Genomic DNA, 17,258 nt, shown 5'->3' with positions numbered 1-17,258 from the left:
ATGAAGCCCGAGCACTTGAAGCTGCTCCGGGACAAGTACTGGCGACTGAACAACCTCTACTTCATCACGGACAAGCAGGGCAAGAAAGTCCGCTTCCGGATGACGGACGAGCAGATCGAATACTTCGAAGGGATGCACACCCGCAATATCATCTTGAAGGCCCGGCAGCTCGGCTTCACCACCGAGTGCTGCATCATCCAGCTGGATGCGGCGCTGTTCGAGTCGGCCAAGTGCGCCCTGATCGCTCACACCCTCAACGACGCCAAGCGGCTGTTCCGGGAGAAGGTCAAATATGCCTATGACAACCTGCCTCCTGAGATACGCGCCGCCAATCCTGCTTCTAACGATGCTGCTGGTGAGCTTGTGTTCAGCAAGGGCGGATCGCTCTACGTGTCCACATCCTTCCGGGGCGGGACTCTACGGTATCTGCACGTATCCGAGTTCGGGAAGATCTGTGCCAAGTTTCCCCACAAGGCCCGAGAGATCGTCACCGGCGCCTTCGAGGCTGTCGCCACCGATTGCTTCGTCACGATTGAGTCGACGGCGGAGGGCAGGGCGGGCTACTTCTTCGATTACTCGCAGAGCGCGGAACGCCAGCAACTGGCTGGTGTGCCCCTGGGCCTGCTGGATTGGAAGTTTTTCTTCTTCTCCTGGTGGAAGAACAAGGCCTATTGGCTTGAACCGACCGACGTGGTCATCCCGCAGCGCCTGACTGACTACTTCAACGAACTGCACGCCAAGCACGGCATCGTCACCAATGACGGCCAGCGCGCTTGGTACGCGGCCAAGGAGAAGACGCTCGGCGACGACATGAAGCGGGAATACCCTTCGATCCCGGTCGAGGCCTTCCAGCAGTCGGTCGAGGGCGCCTACTACGCCCAGCAGTTGACCAAGCTCTACGCGCAACAGCGCATCGGCGTGATACCGAACAACAGCCACCTGCCGGTGATGACCTTCTGGGACATCGGCGTCGGCGACTCCACGGCCATCTGGTTCGTGCGTCAGGTCGGTGAAGAGTTTCACGTCATCGATTACTACGAGAACAGCGGCGAAGGCCTGCGCCATTACATGAAGGTGCTCAAGGACAAGGGTTACACGTACTCTGAGCACTGGGGGCCGCACGACATTGATAACCGGGAGTTCGGCAGTGATGCCAAGACTCGCCGGGAGTTGGCCCAAGAGGGCTACGAGATCGATGGGCAGATTTACAGCATGACGTTCGACGTAGTCCCGAAAATTGGCATCAGCGACGGCATCGAAGCGGCGCGGGAGGTTCTTCCGCTCTGTGTGTTCGATGAGGCGAAGTGCGAACAGGGGATCAACTGCATCGAAAACTACCGAAAAGAGTGGGATGACAAACGCGGCTGCTGGAAAGACAAACCACTTCATGACTGGACCTCACACGGGTCTGATGGATTCCGGTACTTCGCGGTGGCGAAGAGTGCCAGGAAGCCGGCTACCTCTATCAAAATGGGATACGCCCGATGAGCAACGACGTCTCCTTCAAGCGAGCGGAATACACGTCAGTGCTGGATCGCTGGGCGACCGTTCGCGACGTTTGTGCGGGCCAGCACCGGGTTGTCGATCGGCTGCCGTACATCAACGCACACGACAAGTCGCCGGAGAACGAAGACCGAAACCGGGCTTACCGAGAGCGTGCAGTTTTCAAGAACGCAACCGGGCACACCCGTAACGGGCTGCTGGGTCTGGCCTTTCACAAAGATCCGACCCTCTCTGTACCGAAGAAGCTGGAGTACTTGCAAGACAACGCTAACGGCTCCGGCGTGAGCATTTATCAACACTCCCAGGGCACGCTTGAAAAGGTGCTTGAAGCTGGTCGCCACGGTCTTTACGTCGACTATCACCAGGACGACGGCATCGGCGGGCACTCGGTGATCCTGTCCTACTGCGCTGAAGACATTATCAACTGGCGCACCGGAATGGTGAATGGTCATAGCGTGCTGACTCTAGTGGTGCTGCGGGAGTCGCCGGAGATACCGGACGGGTTTGGCTACAAGACAGCTGAGCAGTACCGGGAACTGGCGCTGGAGGACGACGGCTTTGTTTGCCGCGTCTGGCGTCGGTCCGGTCCGAAAGGTGGCGGGCCGCTGGCGATCATCGAAGAGTTCAGGCCGGAAGGCGTCACCGGGCGTCTCAAGGAAATCCCATTCACCTTCGTCGGCGCGCAGAACAACGATCCGAGCATCGATGAGTCGCCGCTCTACGACATAGCAATGATCAACCTGGGCCACTATCGGAACAGTGCCGACTATGAAGACAGCGTCTTCTGGTGCGGCCAGGCCCAACCATGGATTTCCGGCCTGACCGAGCAGTGGGTGAAGCTACTAGAGGCGAAGGGGGTTTATGTCGGTTCGCGCGCGCCGATGCTTTTGCCTGCTGGTGGTGCCTTCGGTTACGCGCAGCCGGCACCGAACACGCTGGTCAAGGAGGCCATGGCCGACAAGAACCAGATGATGATCGAGCTGGGCGCCCGGATGGTGGTGGCTTCACTTGCGGCCAAGACCGCCACCGAGTCCCGCGGTGATCAGTCGGCATCGACATCTGTCCTTGCCGGCTGTGTCGCCAATGTCAGCGAAGCCTATACGCGGGCCATTATGTGGTGCTGCACCTATATGGGCATTGCCGACAAGAAGGTTGCCTACCAGGTCAATCAGGAGTTCGTCGAGCTGACGGCTGATCCGCAAATGATCACCGCCCTGGTTGGTTTGTGGCAGAACGGCGGCTTCGCCAAGGCTGACCTGCGGGCTTACCTGCGCAAACTGGGCCTGATCGCGCCAGAGCGCACTGACCAGCAGATCGACGGCGAGCTAGAAGAGCAGGGTGACGGCCTGGGCCTGGACGATGAGGACAAAACGAATGGCGGCAAACCAAGCAATCCTTGACGCGACCATCCGGCACGCGGTTTTCCTCGAAAAGCTCAAGGCCGGGGAGGTGGGCAAGTTCGCTCCCTTCCTCAAGGAGATTGACCGCTCGATCCGTGACCGACTGACTCAATCGGACCTGACCGAGTACAACACGAAGCGCCTGGAAGCACTGTTGAAGGAAGTGGATAGCCTGCTGCTGGGCATCTTTGACCGCTACAGCGCGCAACTGAACCTCGACTTGGTGGATATCGCCAACTATGAGGCGCAGTTTGAGGCGACCAGCCTTGCCCGGTCGGCGCCGGTAGGTGTATCGCTGGATGTGGTCGGGCCGACGGCCGCCGCAATCCGCACGGCTGTCCTGACAAACCCGTTGAGTGTGCGCGGCACAGGCGGCGGGAAGCTGCTGAAGGCCTTTATCAAGGGTTGGACAGGTGAAGAGCGTGAGCGGGTTACCGGCACGATCCGGCAAGGCTTCTTCGAAGGACAGACGAATTTCCAGATCATCCGCAACATTCGCGGTACCAAGGCGGCCGGATACAAAGACGGCATCCTGGCGACCACAAACCGTAACGCCAGCACCATCGTGCACACCGCGATTCAGCATGTGTCGGCCCAGGCGCGGATGGAGGTGGCCAAGGCCAATACGGACATCGTGCAAGAGATCCAGATGATTGCCACGCTGGATAGCAAGACCAGCCAGCAATGCCGCTCGATGGACAAGCGCCGGTTCCCAGTCGATTCCGGGCCGCGGCCACCGTTTCACCCGAACTGCCGCACTACGTTCATTCTGCTGACTAAACTCAGTGAGATGTTTGCCAAGGGCGCTACCCGGGCGTCGGTTGGCGCCAATGGCGGCCAGCAGATAAGTGCGAGTCTGGATTACTACCAATGGCTCCAGCAGCAACCAGCTTCGTTCCAGGACGTTGCTATCGGCCCAGTCCGGGCCAAGCTTTTCCGGGAGGGTGGGTTGACTGTGGAGCGCTTTGCCGAGCTGCAGCTTGATCGAAACTTTGCGCCGCTGACGCTAAAGCAGATGAAAGTGCTTGAGCCGCTCGCGTTTGAAAGGGCAGGATTGCAGACGTAGACACTGATGGATTCAGACCAAATGCGAAACGAGTTAACCGCGCAGGAAATCGTCCGAGTATCAAATTTGTTAAGGGCAGCGGCGGTCGCGATAATAAATAATACTTGTTCGGCGTCGCAACGAAATGAACTTAAAAAAATTTGTGACGAAGTTCATGCCCAAGGTCGTTTGGATGATCCACAAGCCTATTTGGACAGTCTCAATCGCGCCCTGTCTACGCACTGGCTGGTTGGCGAAATCGCCTCGTCTAAAAGCCCTTTGGGCACGGCTCTGTATGTAGACGCACTACCAGATGATAACCGAAGGAAAGCGTACCGATTGGAGCGCGACTTAGGTATGTGACCACACGATTCCAAAAGCCCCGGTTATCCGGGGTTTTTTTATGCCTGCAAAGCGGGCCGACCAAACCCAAGGGGTGCATCAACGTGGCAGAAGAAAACGAAATCGACCTGGAAAATCCGGCAATCAAGGCCGCTATCGCGACTGCCGTTGAGGCATCTGTTTCTGGTCTCAAAACCAAGAACTCGGAGCTGCTGGGCAAGCTGAAGGAAACCTCCGGCAAGCTGACCCAGTTTGAAACCCAGTTCGAAGGCATCGACATCGATGCAGTGAAGGGCTTGCTCAGCCGCGCCGGCCAAGACGAAGAAACCAAGCTGCTGACCGAGGGCAAGGTGGACGAGGTCTTCACCCGCCGCACCGAGCGCCTGCGCGGTGACTACGACAAGCAACTGAAGGCCGTCACCGGCCGCGCCGAGAAGGCAGAAGCCTTCGCCGCCAAGTTCCAGGGCAAAGTCCTGGGTGACTCGGTGCGCGGCGCAGCCCTGAAGGCTGGTGCACTCCCTGAAGCAACCGACGACATCATCCTGCGCGCCAAGGGCGTGTTCTCTCTGAGCGAGGAGGGTGAAGCGGTAGCTGTCGATGAGCACGGAGAAATTGTCCGTGGCAAAGACGGCAAGTCCCCTCTGACCCCGCTCGAATGGGCGGAATCCCTGCGCGAAAGCGCACCTCACCTGTGGCCTAGGGCTTCAGGGACACATGCCCCGGGCGGGGGTGGCGGCCAGGCTGCATTCAAGCGCTCCGAAATGACCTCCGAGCAGAAGCGCGACTTCCAGCGCAAGCACGGCCAAACCGCATATCTCGCATTGCCCAAGTAAGGGGACAAACCCATGGCTACAACCGTCAACAGCGACCTGATCATCTACAACGATGAGGCGCAAACCGCATACCTGGAGCGTGTCCAGGACAACCTCGATGTGTTCAACGCATCGTCCAACGGCGCGATGGTGCTCGACAACGAGCTGATCGAAGGCGACTTCCGCAAGCGCGCGCTCTACAAGCTGAACGGCTCGCTGGAACACCGCGACGTCAACTCCGAAGGCAAGGTAACCGCCAAGAAAATCACCGCTGGCGAAGCTGTCGGCGTCAAGGCTCCTTGGAAGTATGGCCCGTACCAGACCACCGAAGAGGCGTTCAAGCGCCGCGGTCGTCCGGTTGAGGAGTTCTCCCAGATCGTCGGTGCCGACGTGGCCGACGCGACCCTGGAAGGCTTCATCCAGTACGCGACTGCCGGCCTGCGCGCCGCTATCGGCTCCAACGCCGAAATGGTGGTCTCCGCCAATATCGAAACCGACGGCAAGAAGACGTTGACGCGCGGTATGCGCAAGTTCGGCGACAAGTTCGGCCGCATCGCGCTGTGGGTCATGCACTCGTCTGCGTACTTCGACATCGTTGACGAGGCGATCACCAACAAGATCTACGAAGAAGCCGGTGTCGTGATCTACGGCGGTCTGCCCGGCACTCTCGGCAAGCCGGTGCTTGTAACCGACACCGCGCCGGCGGACGTGATCTTCGGCCTGCTGCCAAACGCCGTAACCATCACCGAGTCTCAGGCTCCAGGCTTCCGCTCGTACGAAGTCAACGACGAAGAGAACTTGAGCATCGGTTACCGCGCAGAAGGCACCGTGAACATCGACGTGCTGGGTTACAGCTGGAAAGCCACCACCGGCGGCTCCAACCCAACCCTCGCCGCCGTTGGCTCCGCGGCTAACTGGGTCAAGCACGCGGGCAGCAACAAGGTCACCGCCGGCGTGATGATCAAACTGACTGCCACGCCTCCAGCCGGCGGCTGATAACAACCCCTGAAGGCGGCCAGAAATGGCCGCCACGGAGATATTCATGAAACTGACTTACAGCAATCAGCTTGATGGCTTCGACCCGGATGAGCGTTATCGCAACCCGGAACACTTCGATAAGCCGGAAGCGGGTGTAACCAGCGTGATGGTGATTGGCGATTGGCCGCAGGTGGTTGACGCCTATGAGTCGGTTGGCGTCGATGTTTCGGTAAAGGAAGGCGCTCGAGTGCAGGTTGTCGGCACCGACAATCAGGCTGAACTGGAACGCCTCATTGCCGGCCTGCGCGCTGAAAACAATGCAATTGTCTTCTTGGTTGACGGCCTGAAAACTGGCGAAATGGTGCGTCCAGAAACGGGCGAGTTGGCGATCTGCTTGTTTGATGCGTTTGAGTCCGCCCATACCTCTCTTGGTGAGTTGACCAAGGAACGTGACGACCTGGCCTCTACCGTCGACGAGTTGCGTAGTGAGATTGAAGCGCTGAAGAAGGCCGCAGTCGCGCAGACGGCTGACGAGGCCGGCGAAGTCGCGGCGTTGAAAGCGAAGCTGGACGAAGCCCAGGTGCCTTACCGCGCCAACGCCTCGAAAGAATCCCTGGAAAGGCTCGTAGCTGATCTGTCCAAGGAGTGATAATGCTGGCTGTCGGTGATCCGGCGGCCAATCTTCAAACCATTCCAGCGAGTTGACGCATGACACTCATTATCGAGGACGGCACCGGCAAGCCTGACGCGGAAAGCTATGCAAGCGCCGAGGACCTGGCCCTGTATGCCGTGAAATTTGGCACGGTTATCCCAGCAGGCGTTCCCGAGCAGGAAGCGTTGCTGCGCCGGGCCGCCTTGGCGATGGATGGCATGGTCTGGAAAGGACGCAAGTCCAACAGCGAGCAAGCTCTGTCCTGGCCGCGCCGGGAAGTGCTGTTGGATCACGAGATCAAGCCGAACAACTACCTACCGGCTCGGATCCAGTACGGGCAGATGGCGCTTGCTGCTGAGATCCATACCGACGACGTCGACCCAATCGACCAAAGACAAGGAGCAGTAGTCCGCGAGCGTGTCGAAGGCGCGGTTAGTGTTGAATATGCACCAATCAGCAACACCAGCAGTAGGCTTCTTCCTGCGGCACCAAGCCGACCAAGTCGAAGCCAGTTTGCTGATTACTTGCTTAAACGCGGGCTTTGGTCGATAAAAATTTAAATTCGATACATTGCCGTTACGTCATCAAGGCGGGTGAAATCGTCTTCCTCTTCGGCTGGCAAAGAGATTATGTCTTTAGCAATCATCTCCTCGAATTGTTCGATGAACTCAAACAAAGAAGGCAGGGTTTCCTGATCAGCTGGGAAGAGTTTCATTGCAAATTCTGATGCCCAGATCGCTCGGTGCGTTCCTCTAAGAGAAGCAACAATGGAATCTCGTAGCACTTTTTTGCTTGCTTCAGTATCGACGCCGGAATCGACGTCTTTTTGCAACTTTAAGCGTGCCTCTCGTACCGTCGCTGCCTTTTTTTCGGGAGTCATTCCTTGTCCTCGATGAATTAGTGAAGAGTTTGATATGGCGCACTTTTATGACCGATTTGCAGAAGTGGCTTTACGATTAATAACACAGTTCGGCCAACCAGTGGCCATCAGAAAATCGGAGCCGGGCGAATACAATCCTGAGACTGGTGGTGAATCGCCTGGCGCGACTGTAGAGCAAATTGCCCATGGAGTCCTGCTAGACTTTACCGGCCAGGAATTCCAGAACAACAGCCTTATCAAGCAGGACGACAAGAAACTGAAAATCGCCGCGCAGGGGTTGGAATGGGCGCCTGATCTTTTGAACCAGGTCATCGTCCAAGGGCGCACTTGGACAATCGTGCCCCCGCTGAAAGAGGTCAATCCGGCCGGCACGCCGATCTTGTATGAGCTGCAGGTGCGATCATGACGAACAAATACGCGAGTATGAACGGCAGCTTTGCTGAGAACATTCGCGACTTCGCCGAGCGAACGAAAGGCAGCATAGATGCGACCATCCGCGAGATCGTCATTGAGATCGGTAGCAGCGTGATACGTATGTCGCCGGTTGGGAATCCTGAGGTCTGGGCGGCGAATGTCGTTCACCGACAGGCGAACAAGCGAGCCGCCGATGACTATGACTTCAAGGTCGCGGTGCGCAATACGATAATCAACCTGAACGAATCGAACTTCACCAAAGCCGGCAAGCTGCGAAAGGGCGTGAAGTACGCCAAGCCCCTGACCAAGACCGAGCGCGACCAGAACTTCAGCGTGAACGGTTTGGTGGCAGGCAAGAGCTACGTCGGCGGGCGGTTTCGCGGGAACTGGCAGTTTTCGATTGATACGCCGGCCGAGGGAGTGCTTGATCAAATCGATGTCAGCGGTAACGTCAGCATCGCTGTGCTCAAAGCGCAGGTTCAATCCCTGACAGCGGGGCAAACGGCCTACATCGTGAATAACCTGCCCTACGGAATCCCCCTTGAGTACGGGCATAGCAAGCAAGCGCCTCATGGGATGATTCGGGTCACGTTGTCTCAGTTCCAGAAAACTGTCGATGACGCCATCAGGAATAACCAAGTATGAGCCATGCCATCATCGCGTCGATCTATGAGGCAAAGCTGCTCGCTTGGAGTAAAGCGCGTGCGGAGCCCATCAAGGTCGTGTTCGAAAACACTCAGTACGACCCGGCGGACGGCGAGACCTACCTGCGGGCGTTCATGCTCCCGGGTGAGACGGCCAGCAGCACGCTAGCCGGCGACCATCGAGCTTTCATCGGCGTCTACCAGGTCAGCATTGTGGCTCCGGCCAATACCGGCAAGACCAAGACGAACCCACTAGTGGCTGAGTTGACCAAGCTGTTCCCGCTTTATGCGAGAGACACAAAGGCAGGCCTCACCGTCGTTACGATGTCGCCAGTTGATCCTGGTCCGGGCATTCCCGACCCGCCCACATATACCGTGCCGGTGTCGTTCGAATACAGAGCCGACATCGTTTAGCCAGGATCAAGCGGGTGAGTAGGCGTCCCTTGATGGAAGAGCATTTGCCAATTTCCAGCCTCAAGCTTCCAGATTGAAGATCTGCGCGCGTATTGCCTTGATGCTCCGTCGCGGCTGGATTGGGAGGCTTCGTATACCAGCAGGCAAGCGTCTTTGGAGATCACGGTCATTTTGAAATTTCGCGCCAGGATTTCGACGCGAGACTTCATATTCGGCAAGCTTTCAACCGTATCAGCTTTTGAATAGAAGGCACCTGAGCGACCTATTTCATGGAAGTCTCTGTGCAATAGACGATCGAGTTGTTCGGGGTTACTGCGGACACTCGTTTGATGCAAGCTAATTTCCATTTCTTGAAGCAGGTTGAGTAGAGCGGCCTCTGTCAACATAGTTGTCCCCGGTGCTTCATCACGGAGCTAACTGATTAGCACTTCCACCGCCCAAAGGGCAAACCCAATAACCCGCCTCTGTGCGGGTTATGTCATTTCTGGAAAGAGGAAACACCCATGGCCGGCATCCAAATGCCCAACGGCGCTACCCTTGAGATTGCATCGACTTACGGCGTTGAAATCCCGTTTACTGCGCTGAACAATGCCAATCCGGCAATCGCAACTGCTGCAGCCCATGGCCTGGCCGAGGGCGATGTAATCGCCGTCAATTCCGGTTGGACTCGCCTCGACGGCCGCGGTGTCCGCGTGGGGGTAATTGCCAGCGGCACGTTCGCCTTGGCAGGCGTGAACACGACCAACACTCAGCAGTATCCAGCGGGCTCCGGTATCGGCTTTGTCCGCGAGGTGACTGCCTTCACCGAGATCTCGCAGGTCACGGAAATGAACTCGGCCGGTGGCGATCAGCAGTTCCTGACCTTTGGTTTCGTGGCCGACGACAACGATCGCCAGATGCCGACCACCAAGAACCCGATCACGCTGACTTACACCGTCGCTGACGATCCGTCCAAGCCCTATGTGGCTGTCTGCGAGGCAGCGGACGACGACAAGCAGCCTCGCTTGCTCCGCCTGAACCTCCCGGGTGGTAGCAGCATTATCTACAACGGCTACGTGTCGATCACCGCGACGCCGACCATGTCGCGCAACAACCTGATGACCCGTGTTATCAGCGTTGCCCTGACTGGCCTGCCAACTCGCTACGCGACCACGGTGTAACCCATGGCCAAGTTCAAGCTGATCCAGAAACCCACGTTCAAGGCGACCGTACTGATCCAGCGGGCCGGCTACAACGCCGAAAAGGTCGAGTTCGAGTTCCAGTACCTGGACCGTACCGCACTTGCCGAGCTGTACACCGGCTGGAATGAGCGCCACAACGAGCTGAGCAAGCAAGTCGGTGACATGGACCTCAAGGCGTTCACTGCCGCTCAGATCGCCTTGCAAGCCGATCAGTTGATGGACGTGGTCGTCGGTTGGGACATCGAGGAAAAGTTCACGCCTGAAAACGTGCGCATCCTCGTCAACTCGATCAACTCGGCGCCCAAGGCGGTGCTTAACGCGTACGCCGAAGCCTTCAGCGAAGCCCGCCTGGGAAACTCCTAAGCGCCTCCCGCGCGCTGTATGAACCCGGGCCGTCAGATGCAGACCTGATGGCCTTCGGTTTGTCTCGCCAGGACATCCCCGACAAGGAAGTCGGCATCTGGCCCGACAACTGGGACGCCTTCAAGGTCTTCGAGGCCATGAGCACCCAGTGGCGCACAGGCGCGTGCGGCGCAACAGGCATGGACTACAGCGTTCTCTCCGGTGTGATTCGGATGTGCGGCGTGCCGATCAGCCAGCGACAAACCCTTTTCAGTGACTTCCGGCGGATGGAGGCTGAAGCCCTGCAGGTGATGGCGGAACAGAGAGAAACCAAATGAGCACGAACTTCGCCACCCTAGGCATTGCGGTTGAGTCCTCGCAGGCCGCAAAGGCTGCTGACGATCTGGATAAGCTGGTCGATTCGTCGGAAGGTGCCCAGAAGGCTATCGATGACCTCGGCAAAACTGGTGAAGGCCTGGCCAACACCGGCAAGAAGGTTTCCCAGGCCGAAGCGGACGTTGCTCAAAGCATCGACAAATCCACTGCTGCCAGGGATCGACAGACCGGGGCAAGCCGCAAGGCGGCCGACAGCGCAGTAGCGGAAATCAGCGTCATCAGCCAACTCGACAAGGCAATGACGGGCAACATCGACAGCATTGAATCGCTGGTGCAGGCCGAGGGCTTGCTGGAGCGCGCTCGCAAGGGTGGCCTGGTCACGATCGAGGAGCAAGCGAAGTACCAGGACCAACTGGGCAAGGCCTACGACAAGATCGAGAAGGCAGAAGCGAAGGAACTGGCCCAGAAACAGAAACTGATTGAGGCGGAAAATCGTCAGATTGAGGCGCTGAAACGCACGGTCAACGGGATTGATCCGGTCACCGCCAAGCTGGCGAAGTTGGAAGCCCAGGAGAAGGCGCTCAACGACCTGCATAAATCCGGTCAGATCGACGCAGAGCGTTACAACGAGGCGCTGGCGAAGATAGGAAAGGATCGGTCTGGCCTGACTGAGACTGCTGGCGCGTTCGACAAGCTCAAACTGGGTACGCGCCAGGCTCAAGAAAACGTGATGCAGCTCGTCAACGCCATTCAGGCGGGCGATCTGGGCAGCGGGGCGCGGGCCATTGCACAACTGGGTGCCGGCGCCGGTGAGTCGGCGAAGAGCCTTGCGGGGATGCTGATCCCGGCCGGCCTGCTGGTCGCTGTTATTGGATCGCTTGGCTACGCCTACTTCGACGCGATGAAGCAGGCGCGCGAGTTCAACGCTGCAATCAATGGCGGCACGAACGGTGCAGGGCAGACCATTGCGAGCCTGAAGGACATGGCTGACGGTGCCGGCCGCGTTACCGGGAACTTGACCGGCGCGCGGGAGGCGGTTGTGTCGTTGGCGTCTGGCGCAGCCACCAGCGGAACGCAGATGCGCAATCTGGCCGAAGCTGCCGCGGCGGTCAGCGAGGTCACTGGGCAGGGCGCGGGCGAGTTGGCTAAGTCCTTTGCCACCGCCGGCGACACCGCGACGGAGGCAGCCGGAAAGATCAGCAGCCAGTATGGATTGCTCACTCTTGAGCAGTACCAGGTGATCAAGGGGCTGGATGACCAAGGCGAAAGCCAGCGCGCTTTGGATGTTCTCAGCGAGGATCTGAATCAGGCTGCGCTGACGCGCTTGAAGACCTACCGCGAGTCGCTATCCGACGTTGAGCGCGACTGGGACAACATCAAGACCGCCATCAAAGGCGCGTACGCCGAAGTCCGGTCGGAGATCTTCCCCGACCTGGCCAAGCAGATCGAGATCACTCAGCGGGTGCTGGATACCCGGAAGGGTGGTGGTGTAGCTGGCGCAATCTCCAACGGGCTCAGCTCACTCAACACTGCGCTGGGCCTGGGCACCGGCGAGCATGACGACTCGACCGAGGCTCTGGAAAAGAAACTTGCAGGTCTGAAAGCCAGGCAGGCGGCCAGTTCAAATCTGGCAATCGCCACCGGTGAAAACACTGACGCCAATCAGAAGGCCATTGACGCTCAGCGGGCGCTGGATGCTCAGCTCGATAACGTCAACCCTCTGGCCAAACGTCAGGCTGGGCTGAAGAAACTCAACGATCAGTTCCGCGCCCTTTACGAAAACGCCGAGAAAACCGGGCAGAAGTCACCATTGCTTGATGGTGTCAGTTTCGACGGCGCCAAGTTCTCTGGTGGTGCTTACGACACGCTACTGAAGGGGCTTGAGACCAAGAACAAAGACCCGAAAACGGCAGGCAGTCAGGTTGACCTGACCGGCTTCAACGACGCCAAGAACAACCTGGCAGCCATCGCAGCCGATTACAAAAACTACCAGAAGGAATTGGACGCGGCGCAGAGGGCCGGCCTCATCTCCGAGGCCGACTACCTGGTGCGTCGCCAGGCGCTGATCGGCAACGAACATGACCAGGTAACGGCCGCGTACGAGTCCGAGATCTCTGCGCTGGAGGCCGCCAAGGGCAAGAAAACCACGTCAGCCGCGCAAAGCATCCAGCTAGACCAGAAGATCGCCGACGCGCGCGCAGGGATGGTGAAGGCGCAGAAGGATGCCGATAGCCAGCTTGAGGTGTTGGCGACCAACGAGGTCGGGCGACTTGCCAAGCAGGAGCGGGCGATCAGCTCGTACGTACAGGCACTGGGGCAGCAACAGCGAGCCTTGGAGTTGGCCGGGCAGCGCGCCGTGCTGGGCGTCGGCCAGGGTGATCGCCAGAACGCGCTCAACGGGCAACTGAACAGCCAGCAAGACCGGTTTGCTCAGCAGTCGCTGGAACTGGAAAATCAGCGCTCCGATCCGTCGCGCAACATGTCGGATGAAGAGTTCACGCGCAAATCGCAGGCGCTCGCCGACGCGAACAAGAAGGCTACCGACCAGATTCGGCAGAACTACGCGGATGTGGAGGCCGCCCAAGGAGACTGGACGAAGGGCGCTACGGCGGCCTGGGAAAACTACCTGGACTCGGCGCAGAACATCGCCGGTCAGACAAAAAGCCTGTTTGGCAACGCCTTCGGCACCATGGAGGACTCGGTTTCCAATTTCGTGCTCACGGGGAAGGCGAAGTTTTCTGACTTCACCAAATCGATCTTGGCGGATATGGCGCGCATTGCTACGCGCCAGGCCAGCTCGGCATTGCTGGGCAGTCTGGTGGGCGCGGCTGCGAGTTACTTCGGTGGCAGCGCGGCCGGAGGTGGCAATGGCATGGCGGCCGGGTCTGCCGGTGCCACGTCGTCAAACCTCGGCGCATCGCAGGCTGGCTATTCCAGCGCCTACTTTCAGGCGGACGGTGGTGCCTGGGCCAATGGCGTGCAGATGTTCGCCGACGGCGGTGCCTTCACCAACTCTGTCGTCAGTAAGCCCAAGGCGTTCGGTATGGGCAACGGCAAGACCGGCATCATGGGTGAGGCGGGCGAAGAGGCGATCATGCCACTCACGCGAACCTCCAGCGGCAAGCTTGGCGTTATGGCGATGGGCGGCGGTGGCGGTGGCGGCACGCAGATCAATGTCGAGGTGCATATCGACGGAGACGGCAACACGTCGTCCTCATCCGATGATCCCGGCTACGACCTGTTCGGCAAAGAGTTGGCGACCTTCGTCGAGCAGAGGTATCAGGAACTACGGACGAAGGACATGCGCCAGGGCGGCGTCATCAACAAAGCAATCAAGGGGCGCTGATGGCCATCGAACGATTCATCTGGGAGACGGAAAAGGGCGCGGAAGGGGATGTTGCCCAGCGCGTTCGCACCAAGCAGTTCGGGGACGGTTACGAGCAGTCGGTCGAGGACGGCCTCAACAATCAGTCCCAGTCCTGGCCGCTCGTCTTCACAGGCGGCAAGCCCCGGGTGATGTTGATCAAGGCGTTCCTTGATCGGCACAAGGGGGCAAAGGCGTTTCTCTGGACGCCGCCCCTCGGGGAGCTTGGCCTCTACAAGTGCAACGGCTACAAGCCCGTGCATCGCGGTGGCCAGGTCTACGCCATCACCGCCACATTCCAGCAAACCTTTCACCCCTGAGATAACCGCCCATGGCACTGATCACGGACATCCAGAAACTGGAGCCCGGCGGCGAGATTCGCCTGTTTGAAATCGACGGGACCGAGTACGGCGCCGATTACCTGCGCTTCCACGGGCACGCGATTCCGCACACGCCGGAAGAGCTGATGGCCTACGAACACTCGGAAGAGGACCTGCCGGCCAAGTCGATTTGGTGGCAGGGCGAGGAATACGCTGCCTGGCCGGTGCAGATCGAGGGCATTTCCTCCAGCAGCGACGGCACCGCCTCACGCCCGACCTTCGCCGCCGGCAACATCAACGGGCGCGTCACGGCGTTGTGCCTGGCGTTCGAGGACATGCTCAAGTTCAAGCTGACGGTTCGAGAGACCCTGGTCCAGTACCTGGATGCGGCGAACTTCCCGGAGGGGAACCCAACGGCGAATCCGACCCAGGAAGCGCTGGAAATCTGGTTCATCGACCAGAAGACCAGCGAGGACGGTGAGGCGGTGGTGTGGGAGCTGTCTTCCCCGGGCGAGATCGATAACCACGGGCTGCCGGGCCGGCAGATGACCACGTTCTGCCACTGGGCCATGACCAATGGCTACCGGGGGCCGGACTGCGGTTACACCGGCGCGGTGATGTTCGACGACGAGGACAACCCAACGGACGATCCGTCGAAGGATCAGTGTAAGGGCTGTCTGTCGTCCTGCAAGCTGCGGTTTGGCGAGAACAACGAATTGGCCTTCGGTGGATTCCCCGCCGTTTCACTCATTGCCCGGAGCTGATCATGCGCAAGCACATTATTGCGGCCATTCAGGCGCACGCCGCCGCCCAGTACCCGAAAGAGTGCTGCGGGCTGCTGTTGGCAATCGGGCGGTCGCAGAAGTACTTCCCGTGCCGGAACATCGCCACGGAGCCAAACGAAGAGTTTCGGCTAGATCCTGAGGACTACGCCGCGGCGGAAGACCTGGGCGAGGTGATCGGTATTGTTCATTCGCACCCAGACGCCACCAGCCGGCCGTCATCGCACGACCTGGCGATGTGTGAGGCCACGGCGTTGCCCTGGCATATCCTGAGCTGGCCGGAGGGCGATCTGCGCACGATCACGCCAACCGGCAGCACGCCGCTGCTCAAGCGCCCGTTCGTTCACGGAGCCTGGGACTGCTGGCAGGTTTGCGCTGACTGGTATCAGCGGGAGTGGGGACTGGAGTTTGAAACCTTCCAGCGCACTGATGGCTGGTGGGAGAGCGCGGAGAACGCAAGCCTGTACGAACAGCATTACGAGGCCGCCGGCTTTGTGCAGGTGGACCAGCCGCAGCGCGGTGACCTGATAGTCATGCATGTCGGCCGAACGGTTCACCCGAATCACGCGGGGATTTACCTGGGTACTGATCCTGCGTTAGCTGGTGAAGAGTCATGCACGTTCGGGCCTGGCCCGTTCCTGCTTCATCACCTATATGGCAGGCCGTCCGAGATCATTGTCTACGGCGGCCCCTGGAACGACCGAACACGCCTGATTCTCAGGCACAAAGACGCAAAACAACCAACATGACGCGGCATGGCCGCAGGAGATACGCATGATTCAGCCAGACCCGTTTGCCCCTACCATCGCCTGGCGCAGAAACTTCGCCAACCCAGAGCGCGATCCTGTCGAAGTTGATGTCCAGGATGGGCGCGCTGAGTATTTGCTCAGCGGCCCTTACCGAATGACCGAGGGCGCTACGATTGAAGTTAGAGAGGGCCGGGTCATTTGGAGTAGCGGTAGAACTCAGCCTATTTGATATGGCCGAAAACCCTCATAAAGTTACCGTCTCCCCGAATCGCTTTGTCGTATACCCGAATTAAAGCAAAGTCCGTTCCCGCCTCGCTCAGAGCAGTAAAGAGCTCGTCAGGCTGGCTCTCTGAGCTAAAAGTAAAAAGCCCGAACCCGCTCTGCATTCCGTCTACGGCGAAATCCTGAGCTTTTGTCGAAACTGCCGCGCTTTCAGTAACTAAAACGTAGGGGAAAATGGTTTGCCCTTGGCGCATGTCTTGCTCCTTCAATAAACGCGCCGATATTGGCGCTACCCCAGTCCTTGGGCTTGCAGGCGTAGGGCTGGGAAATCCTTGCGTGTGGCAGGAGACTACTACTGGCCGGTGGTCGGGGGTTACTGAGGATTCGTACAGGCGGGAATGACCAAGACTCAACCGTTTAGCAGTTCACCCATTTACGCCTGGCTGAGCGGGTCTCATGCGGCGTCATCGTGATACGAAACGTAGAGATCAGATTTGAAGCATAGCCACGAGCTCATCAAGATTCTTGAAGCAGCTGTCGCGCTCACTCGCGGGCAATGACATTACATCGTTCGCGATAAGTTCTTCCAGTTGTTCGACAAGATCCAAATGGTCAGGGTTAGCAGCCTCTCCTTCAGGGAAGAGCTGAAAAGCAAATAACGATGCCCAAAGGCCTCTGATCGATCCTCGCAAGGAGGCAGAAATTGCGTTTCGTAGAGCCTCTGTGCTTGCTTCAGTGTCAACTGCAGCATCGCAGTCAGCCTTCACAAGGACGCGTGCATTAGTGATTTGTATCGCTTTTTTCGCGGGAGTCATTCCCTTCTCCGGTAGTAAGGTCTCAGTCCGGCGCATGGTCGGTTTTCGAGTCTGGTTGGTAGG

At 58.7% G+C, this 17,258-nt stretch carries 21 protein-coding genes; 17 read left to right on the top strand and 4 right to left on the bottom strand.

Annotated elements, in window-relative coordinates; genetic code table 11:
* From DBR46_RS00675 to DBR46_RS00645, 7 genes are all read left to right on the top strand, one after another.
* The gene (locus DBR46_RS00675; protein WP_124524564.1) at nt 1-1,488 is read left to right on the top strand and encodes a terminase; all 1,488 of its coding nucleotides are present in this window, start codon (nt 1-3) and stop codon (nt 1,486-1,488) included.
* Nucleotides 1,485-2,903: a DUF4055 domain-containing protein gene (locus DBR46_RS00670; RefSeq protein ID WP_124524563.1), complete on the top strand. Its 1,419-nt coding sequence runs from the start codon at nt 1,485-1,487 to the stop codon at nt 2,901-2,903. Before DBR46_RS00675 ends, DBR46_RS00670 begins: the two co-directional genes overlap by 4 nt.
* The gene (locus DBR46_RS00665) at nt 2,878-3,969 is read left to right on the top strand and encodes a minor capsid protein (protein ID WP_124524562.1); all 1,092 of its coding nucleotides are present in this window, start codon (nt 2,878-2,880) and stop codon (nt 3,967-3,969) included. Before DBR46_RS00670 ends, DBR46_RS00665 begins: the two co-directional genes overlap by 26 nt.
* Before the next feature lie 425 nt (nt 3,970-4,394).
* Nucleotides 4,395-5,123 carry a hypothetical protein gene (locus DBR46_RS00660; RefSeq protein WP_124524561.1) on the top strand — a complete coding sequence of 243 codons (729 nt, stop codon included), beginning with the start codon at nt 4,395-4,397 and terminating at the stop codon, nt 5,121-5,123.
* A gap of 12 nt (nt 5,124-5,135) precedes the next feature.
* Nucleotides 5,136-6,098 (top strand): major capsid protein, encoded by a 963-nt coding sequence (locus DBR46_RS00655; RefSeq protein ID WP_124524560.1) that lies wholly within the window; start codon nt 5,136-5,138, stop codon nt 6,096-6,098.
* Between the two features lie 46 nt (nt 6,099-6,144).
* Entirely contained in the window at nt 6,145-6,729 is a 585-nt protein-coding gene (locus DBR46_RS00650) for a hypothetical protein (RefSeq protein ID WP_124524559.1), read from the top strand.
* 59 nt (nt 6,730-6,788) lie between these two features.
* The gene (locus DBR46_RS00645; protein WP_124524558.1) at nt 6,789-7,292 is read left to right on the top strand and encodes a DnaT-like ssDNA-binding protein; all 504 of its coding nucleotides are present in this window, start codon (nt 6,789-6,791) and stop codon (nt 7,290-7,292) included.
* On the opposite strand, the gene DBR46_RS00640 is transcribed toward DBR46_RS00645, so the two are convergent.
* Complete coding sequence (locus DBR46_RS00640) at nt 7,289-7,612, bottom strand: hypothetical protein (protein WP_124524557.1); 324 nt, start codon at nt 7,610-7,612, stop codon at nt 7,289-7,291. The genes DBR46_RS00645 and DBR46_RS00640 overlap by 4 nt on opposite strands.
* Nucleotides 7,613-7,646: 34 nt before the next feature.
* Here DBR46_RS00640 and DBR46_RS00635 point away from each other — a divergent pair, with 34 nt between their 5' ends.
* Genes DBR46_RS00635 through DBR46_RS00625 form a run of 3 tightly spaced genes read left to right on the top strand, consistent with a single transcriptional unit; the run spans nt 7,647 to nt 9,084 of the window.
* The gene (locus tag DBR46_RS00635) at nt 7,647-8,018 is read left to right on the top strand and encodes a hypothetical protein (protein WP_124524556.1); all 372 of its coding nucleotides are present in this window, start codon (nt 7,647-7,649) and stop codon (nt 8,016-8,018) included.
* Nucleotides 8,015-8,671 (top strand): hypothetical protein, encoded by a 657-nt coding sequence (locus DBR46_RS00630; RefSeq protein WP_124524555.1) that lies wholly within the window; start codon nt 8,015-8,017, stop codon nt 8,669-8,671. The genes DBR46_RS00635 and DBR46_RS00630 overlap by 4 nt, the downstream gene beginning before the upstream one ends.
* Nucleotides 8,668-9,084, top strand: a complete 417-nt coding sequence (locus DBR46_RS00625; protein WP_124524554.1) for a phage tail terminator-like protein — start codon at nt 8,668-8,670, stop codon at nt 9,082-9,084. Before DBR46_RS00630 ends, DBR46_RS00625 begins: the two co-directional genes overlap by 4 nt.
* Here DBR46_RS00625 and DBR46_RS00620 read toward each other — a convergent pair.
* The gene (locus tag DBR46_RS00620; RefSeq protein WP_124524553.1) at nt 9,081-9,470 is read right to left on the bottom strand and encodes a DUF4440 domain-containing protein; all 390 of its coding nucleotides are present in this window, start codon (nt 9,468-9,470) and stop codon (nt 9,081-9,083) included. The two genes, DBR46_RS00625 and DBR46_RS00620, sit on opposite strands and share 4 nt — an antisense overlap.
* 117 nt (nt 9,471-9,587) lie before the next feature.
* On the opposite strand from DBR46_RS00620, the gene DBR46_RS00615 reads away from it, so the two are divergent.
* From DBR46_RS00615 to DBR46_RS00585, 7 genes are read left to right on the top strand one after another with little or no spacing between them, the layout of a single operon-like run.
* The gene (locus DBR46_RS00615) at nt 9,588-10,244 is read left to right on the top strand and encodes a phage tail protein (RefSeq protein WP_124524552.1); all 657 of its coding nucleotides are present in this window, start codon (nt 9,588-9,590) and stop codon (nt 10,242-10,244) included.
* Nucleotides 10,245-10,247: 3 nt separating this feature from the next.
* Nucleotides 10,248-10,628, top strand: coding sequence for a phage tail assembly chaperone (locus DBR46_RS00610; RefSeq protein ID WP_124524551.1), 381 nt, complete (start codon nt 10,248-10,250; stop codon nt 10,626-10,628).
* Nucleotides 10,629-10,675: 47 nt separating this feature from the next.
* Nucleotides 10,676-10,945: a DUF1799 domain-containing protein gene (locus DBR46_RS00605; protein ID WP_124524550.1), complete on the top strand. Its 270-nt coding sequence runs from the start codon at nt 10,676-10,678 to the stop codon at nt 10,943-10,945.
* Nucleotides 10,942-14,289: a phage tail tape measure protein gene (locus DBR46_RS00600; RefSeq protein ID WP_124524549.1), complete on the top strand. Its 3,348-nt coding sequence runs from the start codon at nt 10,942-10,944 to the stop codon at nt 14,287-14,289. Before DBR46_RS00605 ends, DBR46_RS00600 begins: the two co-directional genes overlap by 4 nt.
* Complete coding sequence (locus DBR46_RS00595; RefSeq protein WP_124524548.1) at nt 14,289-14,627, top strand: phage tail protein; 339 nt, start codon at nt 14,289-14,291, stop codon at nt 14,625-14,627. The genes DBR46_RS00600 and DBR46_RS00595 overlap by 1 nt, the downstream gene beginning before the upstream one ends.
* A gap of 11 nt (nt 14,628-14,638) precedes the next feature.
* Nucleotides 14,639-15,391 carry a phage minor tail protein L gene (locus DBR46_RS00590; RefSeq protein ID WP_124524547.1) on the top strand — a complete coding sequence of 251 codons (753 nt, stop codon included), beginning with the start codon at nt 14,639-14,641 and terminating at the stop codon, nt 15,389-15,391.
* A 2-nt stretch (nt 15,392-15,393) separates the two neighbouring features.
* The gene (locus tag DBR46_RS00585; protein ID WP_124524546.1) at nt 15,394-16,158 is read left to right on the top strand and encodes a C40 family peptidase; all 765 of its coding nucleotides are present in this window, start codon (nt 15,394-15,396) and stop codon (nt 16,156-16,158) included.
* A gap of 221 nt (nt 16,159-16,379) precedes the next feature.
* On the opposite strand, the gene DBR46_RS00580 is transcribed toward DBR46_RS00585, so the two are convergent.
* A complete protein-coding gene (locus tag DBR46_RS00580; RefSeq protein WP_124524545.1) occupies nt 16,380-16,634 on the bottom strand; it encodes a hypothetical protein in 255 nt (84 codons plus the stop codon).
* A gap of 234 nt (nt 16,635-16,868) precedes the next feature.
* Nucleotides 16,869-17,195, bottom strand: a complete 327-nt coding sequence (locus DBR46_RS00575) for a hypothetical protein (protein ID WP_124524544.1) — start codon at nt 17,193-17,195, stop codon at nt 16,869-16,871.
* Nucleotides 17,196-17,258 lie beyond the last annotated feature (63 nt).

This window comes from Pseudomonas sp. KBW05 (assembly GCF_003852405.1).
Taxonomy (GTDB): Bacteria; Pseudomonadota; Gammaproteobacteria; order Pseudomonadales; family Pseudomonadaceae; genus Aquipseudomonas.
Note: the sequence above shows the minus strand (reverse complement) of the source record. Positions and strands in the feature narration are given on the sequence as shown.

What these genes read in the sequence shown, in the direction of transcription:
- DBR46_RS00600 (WP_124524549.1), top strand. Translation starts at nt 10,942, where the DNA reads ATGAGCACGAACTTCGCCACCCTAGGCATTGCGGTTGAGTCCTCGCAG.
- DBR46_RS00610 (WP_124524551.1), top strand. Translation starts at nt 10,248, where the DNA reads ATGGCCAAGTTCAAGCTGATCCAGAAACCCACGTTCAAGGCGACCGTA.
- DBR46_RS00585 (WP_124524546.1), top strand. Translation starts at nt 15,394, where the DNA reads ATGCGCAAGCACATTATTGCGGCCATTCAGGCGCACGCCGCCGCCCAG.
- DBR46_RS00635 (WP_124524556.1), top strand. Translation starts at nt 7,647, where the DNA reads ATGGCGCACTTTTATGACCGATTTGCAGAAGTGGCTTTACGATTAATA.
- DBR46_RS00605 (WP_124524550.1), top strand. Translation starts at nt 10,676, where the DNA reads ATGGCCTTCGGTTTGTCTCGCCAGGACATCCCCGACAAGGAAGTCGGC.
- DBR46_RS00650 (WP_124524559.1), top strand. Translation starts at nt 6,145, where the DNA reads ATGAAACTGACTTACAGCAATCAGCTTGATGGCTTCGACCCGGATGAG.
- DBR46_RS00645 (WP_124524558.1), top strand. Translation starts at nt 6,789, where the DNA reads ATGACACTCATTATCGAGGACGGCACCGGCAAGCCTGACGCGGAAAGC.
- DBR46_RS00670 (WP_124524563.1), top strand. Translation starts at nt 1,485, where the DNA reads ATGAGCAACGACGTCTCCTTCAAGCGAGCGGAATACACGTCAGTGCTG.
- DBR46_RS00620 (WP_124524553.1), bottom strand. Translation starts at nt 9,470, where the DNA reads ATGTTGACAGAGGCCGCTCTACTCAACCTGCTTCAAGAAATGGAAATT.
- DBR46_RS00630 (WP_124524555.1), top strand. Translation starts at nt 8,015, where the DNA reads ATGACGAACAAATACGCGAGTATGAACGGCAGCTTTGCTGAGAACATT.
- DBR46_RS00615 (WP_124524552.1), top strand. Translation starts at nt 9,588, where the DNA reads ATGGCCGGCATCCAAATGCCCAACGGCGCTACCCTTGAGATTGCATCG.
- DBR46_RS00575 (WP_124524544.1), bottom strand. Translation starts at nt 17,195, where the DNA reads ATGACTCCCGCGAAAAAAGCGATACAAATCACTAATGCACGCGTCCTT.
- DBR46_RS00665 (WP_124524562.1), top strand. Translation starts at nt 2,878, where the DNA reads ATGGCGGCAAACCAAGCAATCCTTGACGCGACCATCCGGCACGCGGTT.
- DBR46_RS00675 (WP_124524564.1), top strand. Translation starts at nt 1, where the DNA reads ATGAAGCCCGAGCACTTGAAGCTGCTCCGGGACAAGTACTGGCGACTG.
- DBR46_RS00590 (WP_124524547.1), top strand. Translation starts at nt 14,639, where the DNA reads ATGGCACTGATCACGGACATCCAGAAACTGGAGCCCGGCGGCGAGATT.
- DBR46_RS00580 (WP_124524545.1), bottom strand. Translation starts at nt 16,634, where the DNA reads ATGCGCCAAGGGCAAACCATTTTCCCCTACGTTTTAGTTACTGAAAGC.
- DBR46_RS00655 (WP_124524560.1), top strand. Translation starts at nt 5,136, where the DNA reads ATGGCTACAACCGTCAACAGCGACCTGATCATCTACAACGATGAGGCG.
- DBR46_RS00640 (WP_124524557.1), bottom strand. Translation starts at nt 7,612, where the DNA reads ATGACTCCCGAAAAAAAGGCAGCGACGGTACGAGAGGCACGCTTAAAG.
- DBR46_RS00595 (WP_124524548.1), top strand. Translation starts at nt 14,289, where the DNA reads ATGGCCATCGAACGATTCATCTGGGAGACGGAAAAGGGCGCGGAAGGG.
- DBR46_RS00625 (WP_124524554.1), top strand. Translation starts at nt 8,668, where the DNA reads ATGAGCCATGCCATCATCGCGTCGATCTATGAGGCAAAGCTGCTCGCT.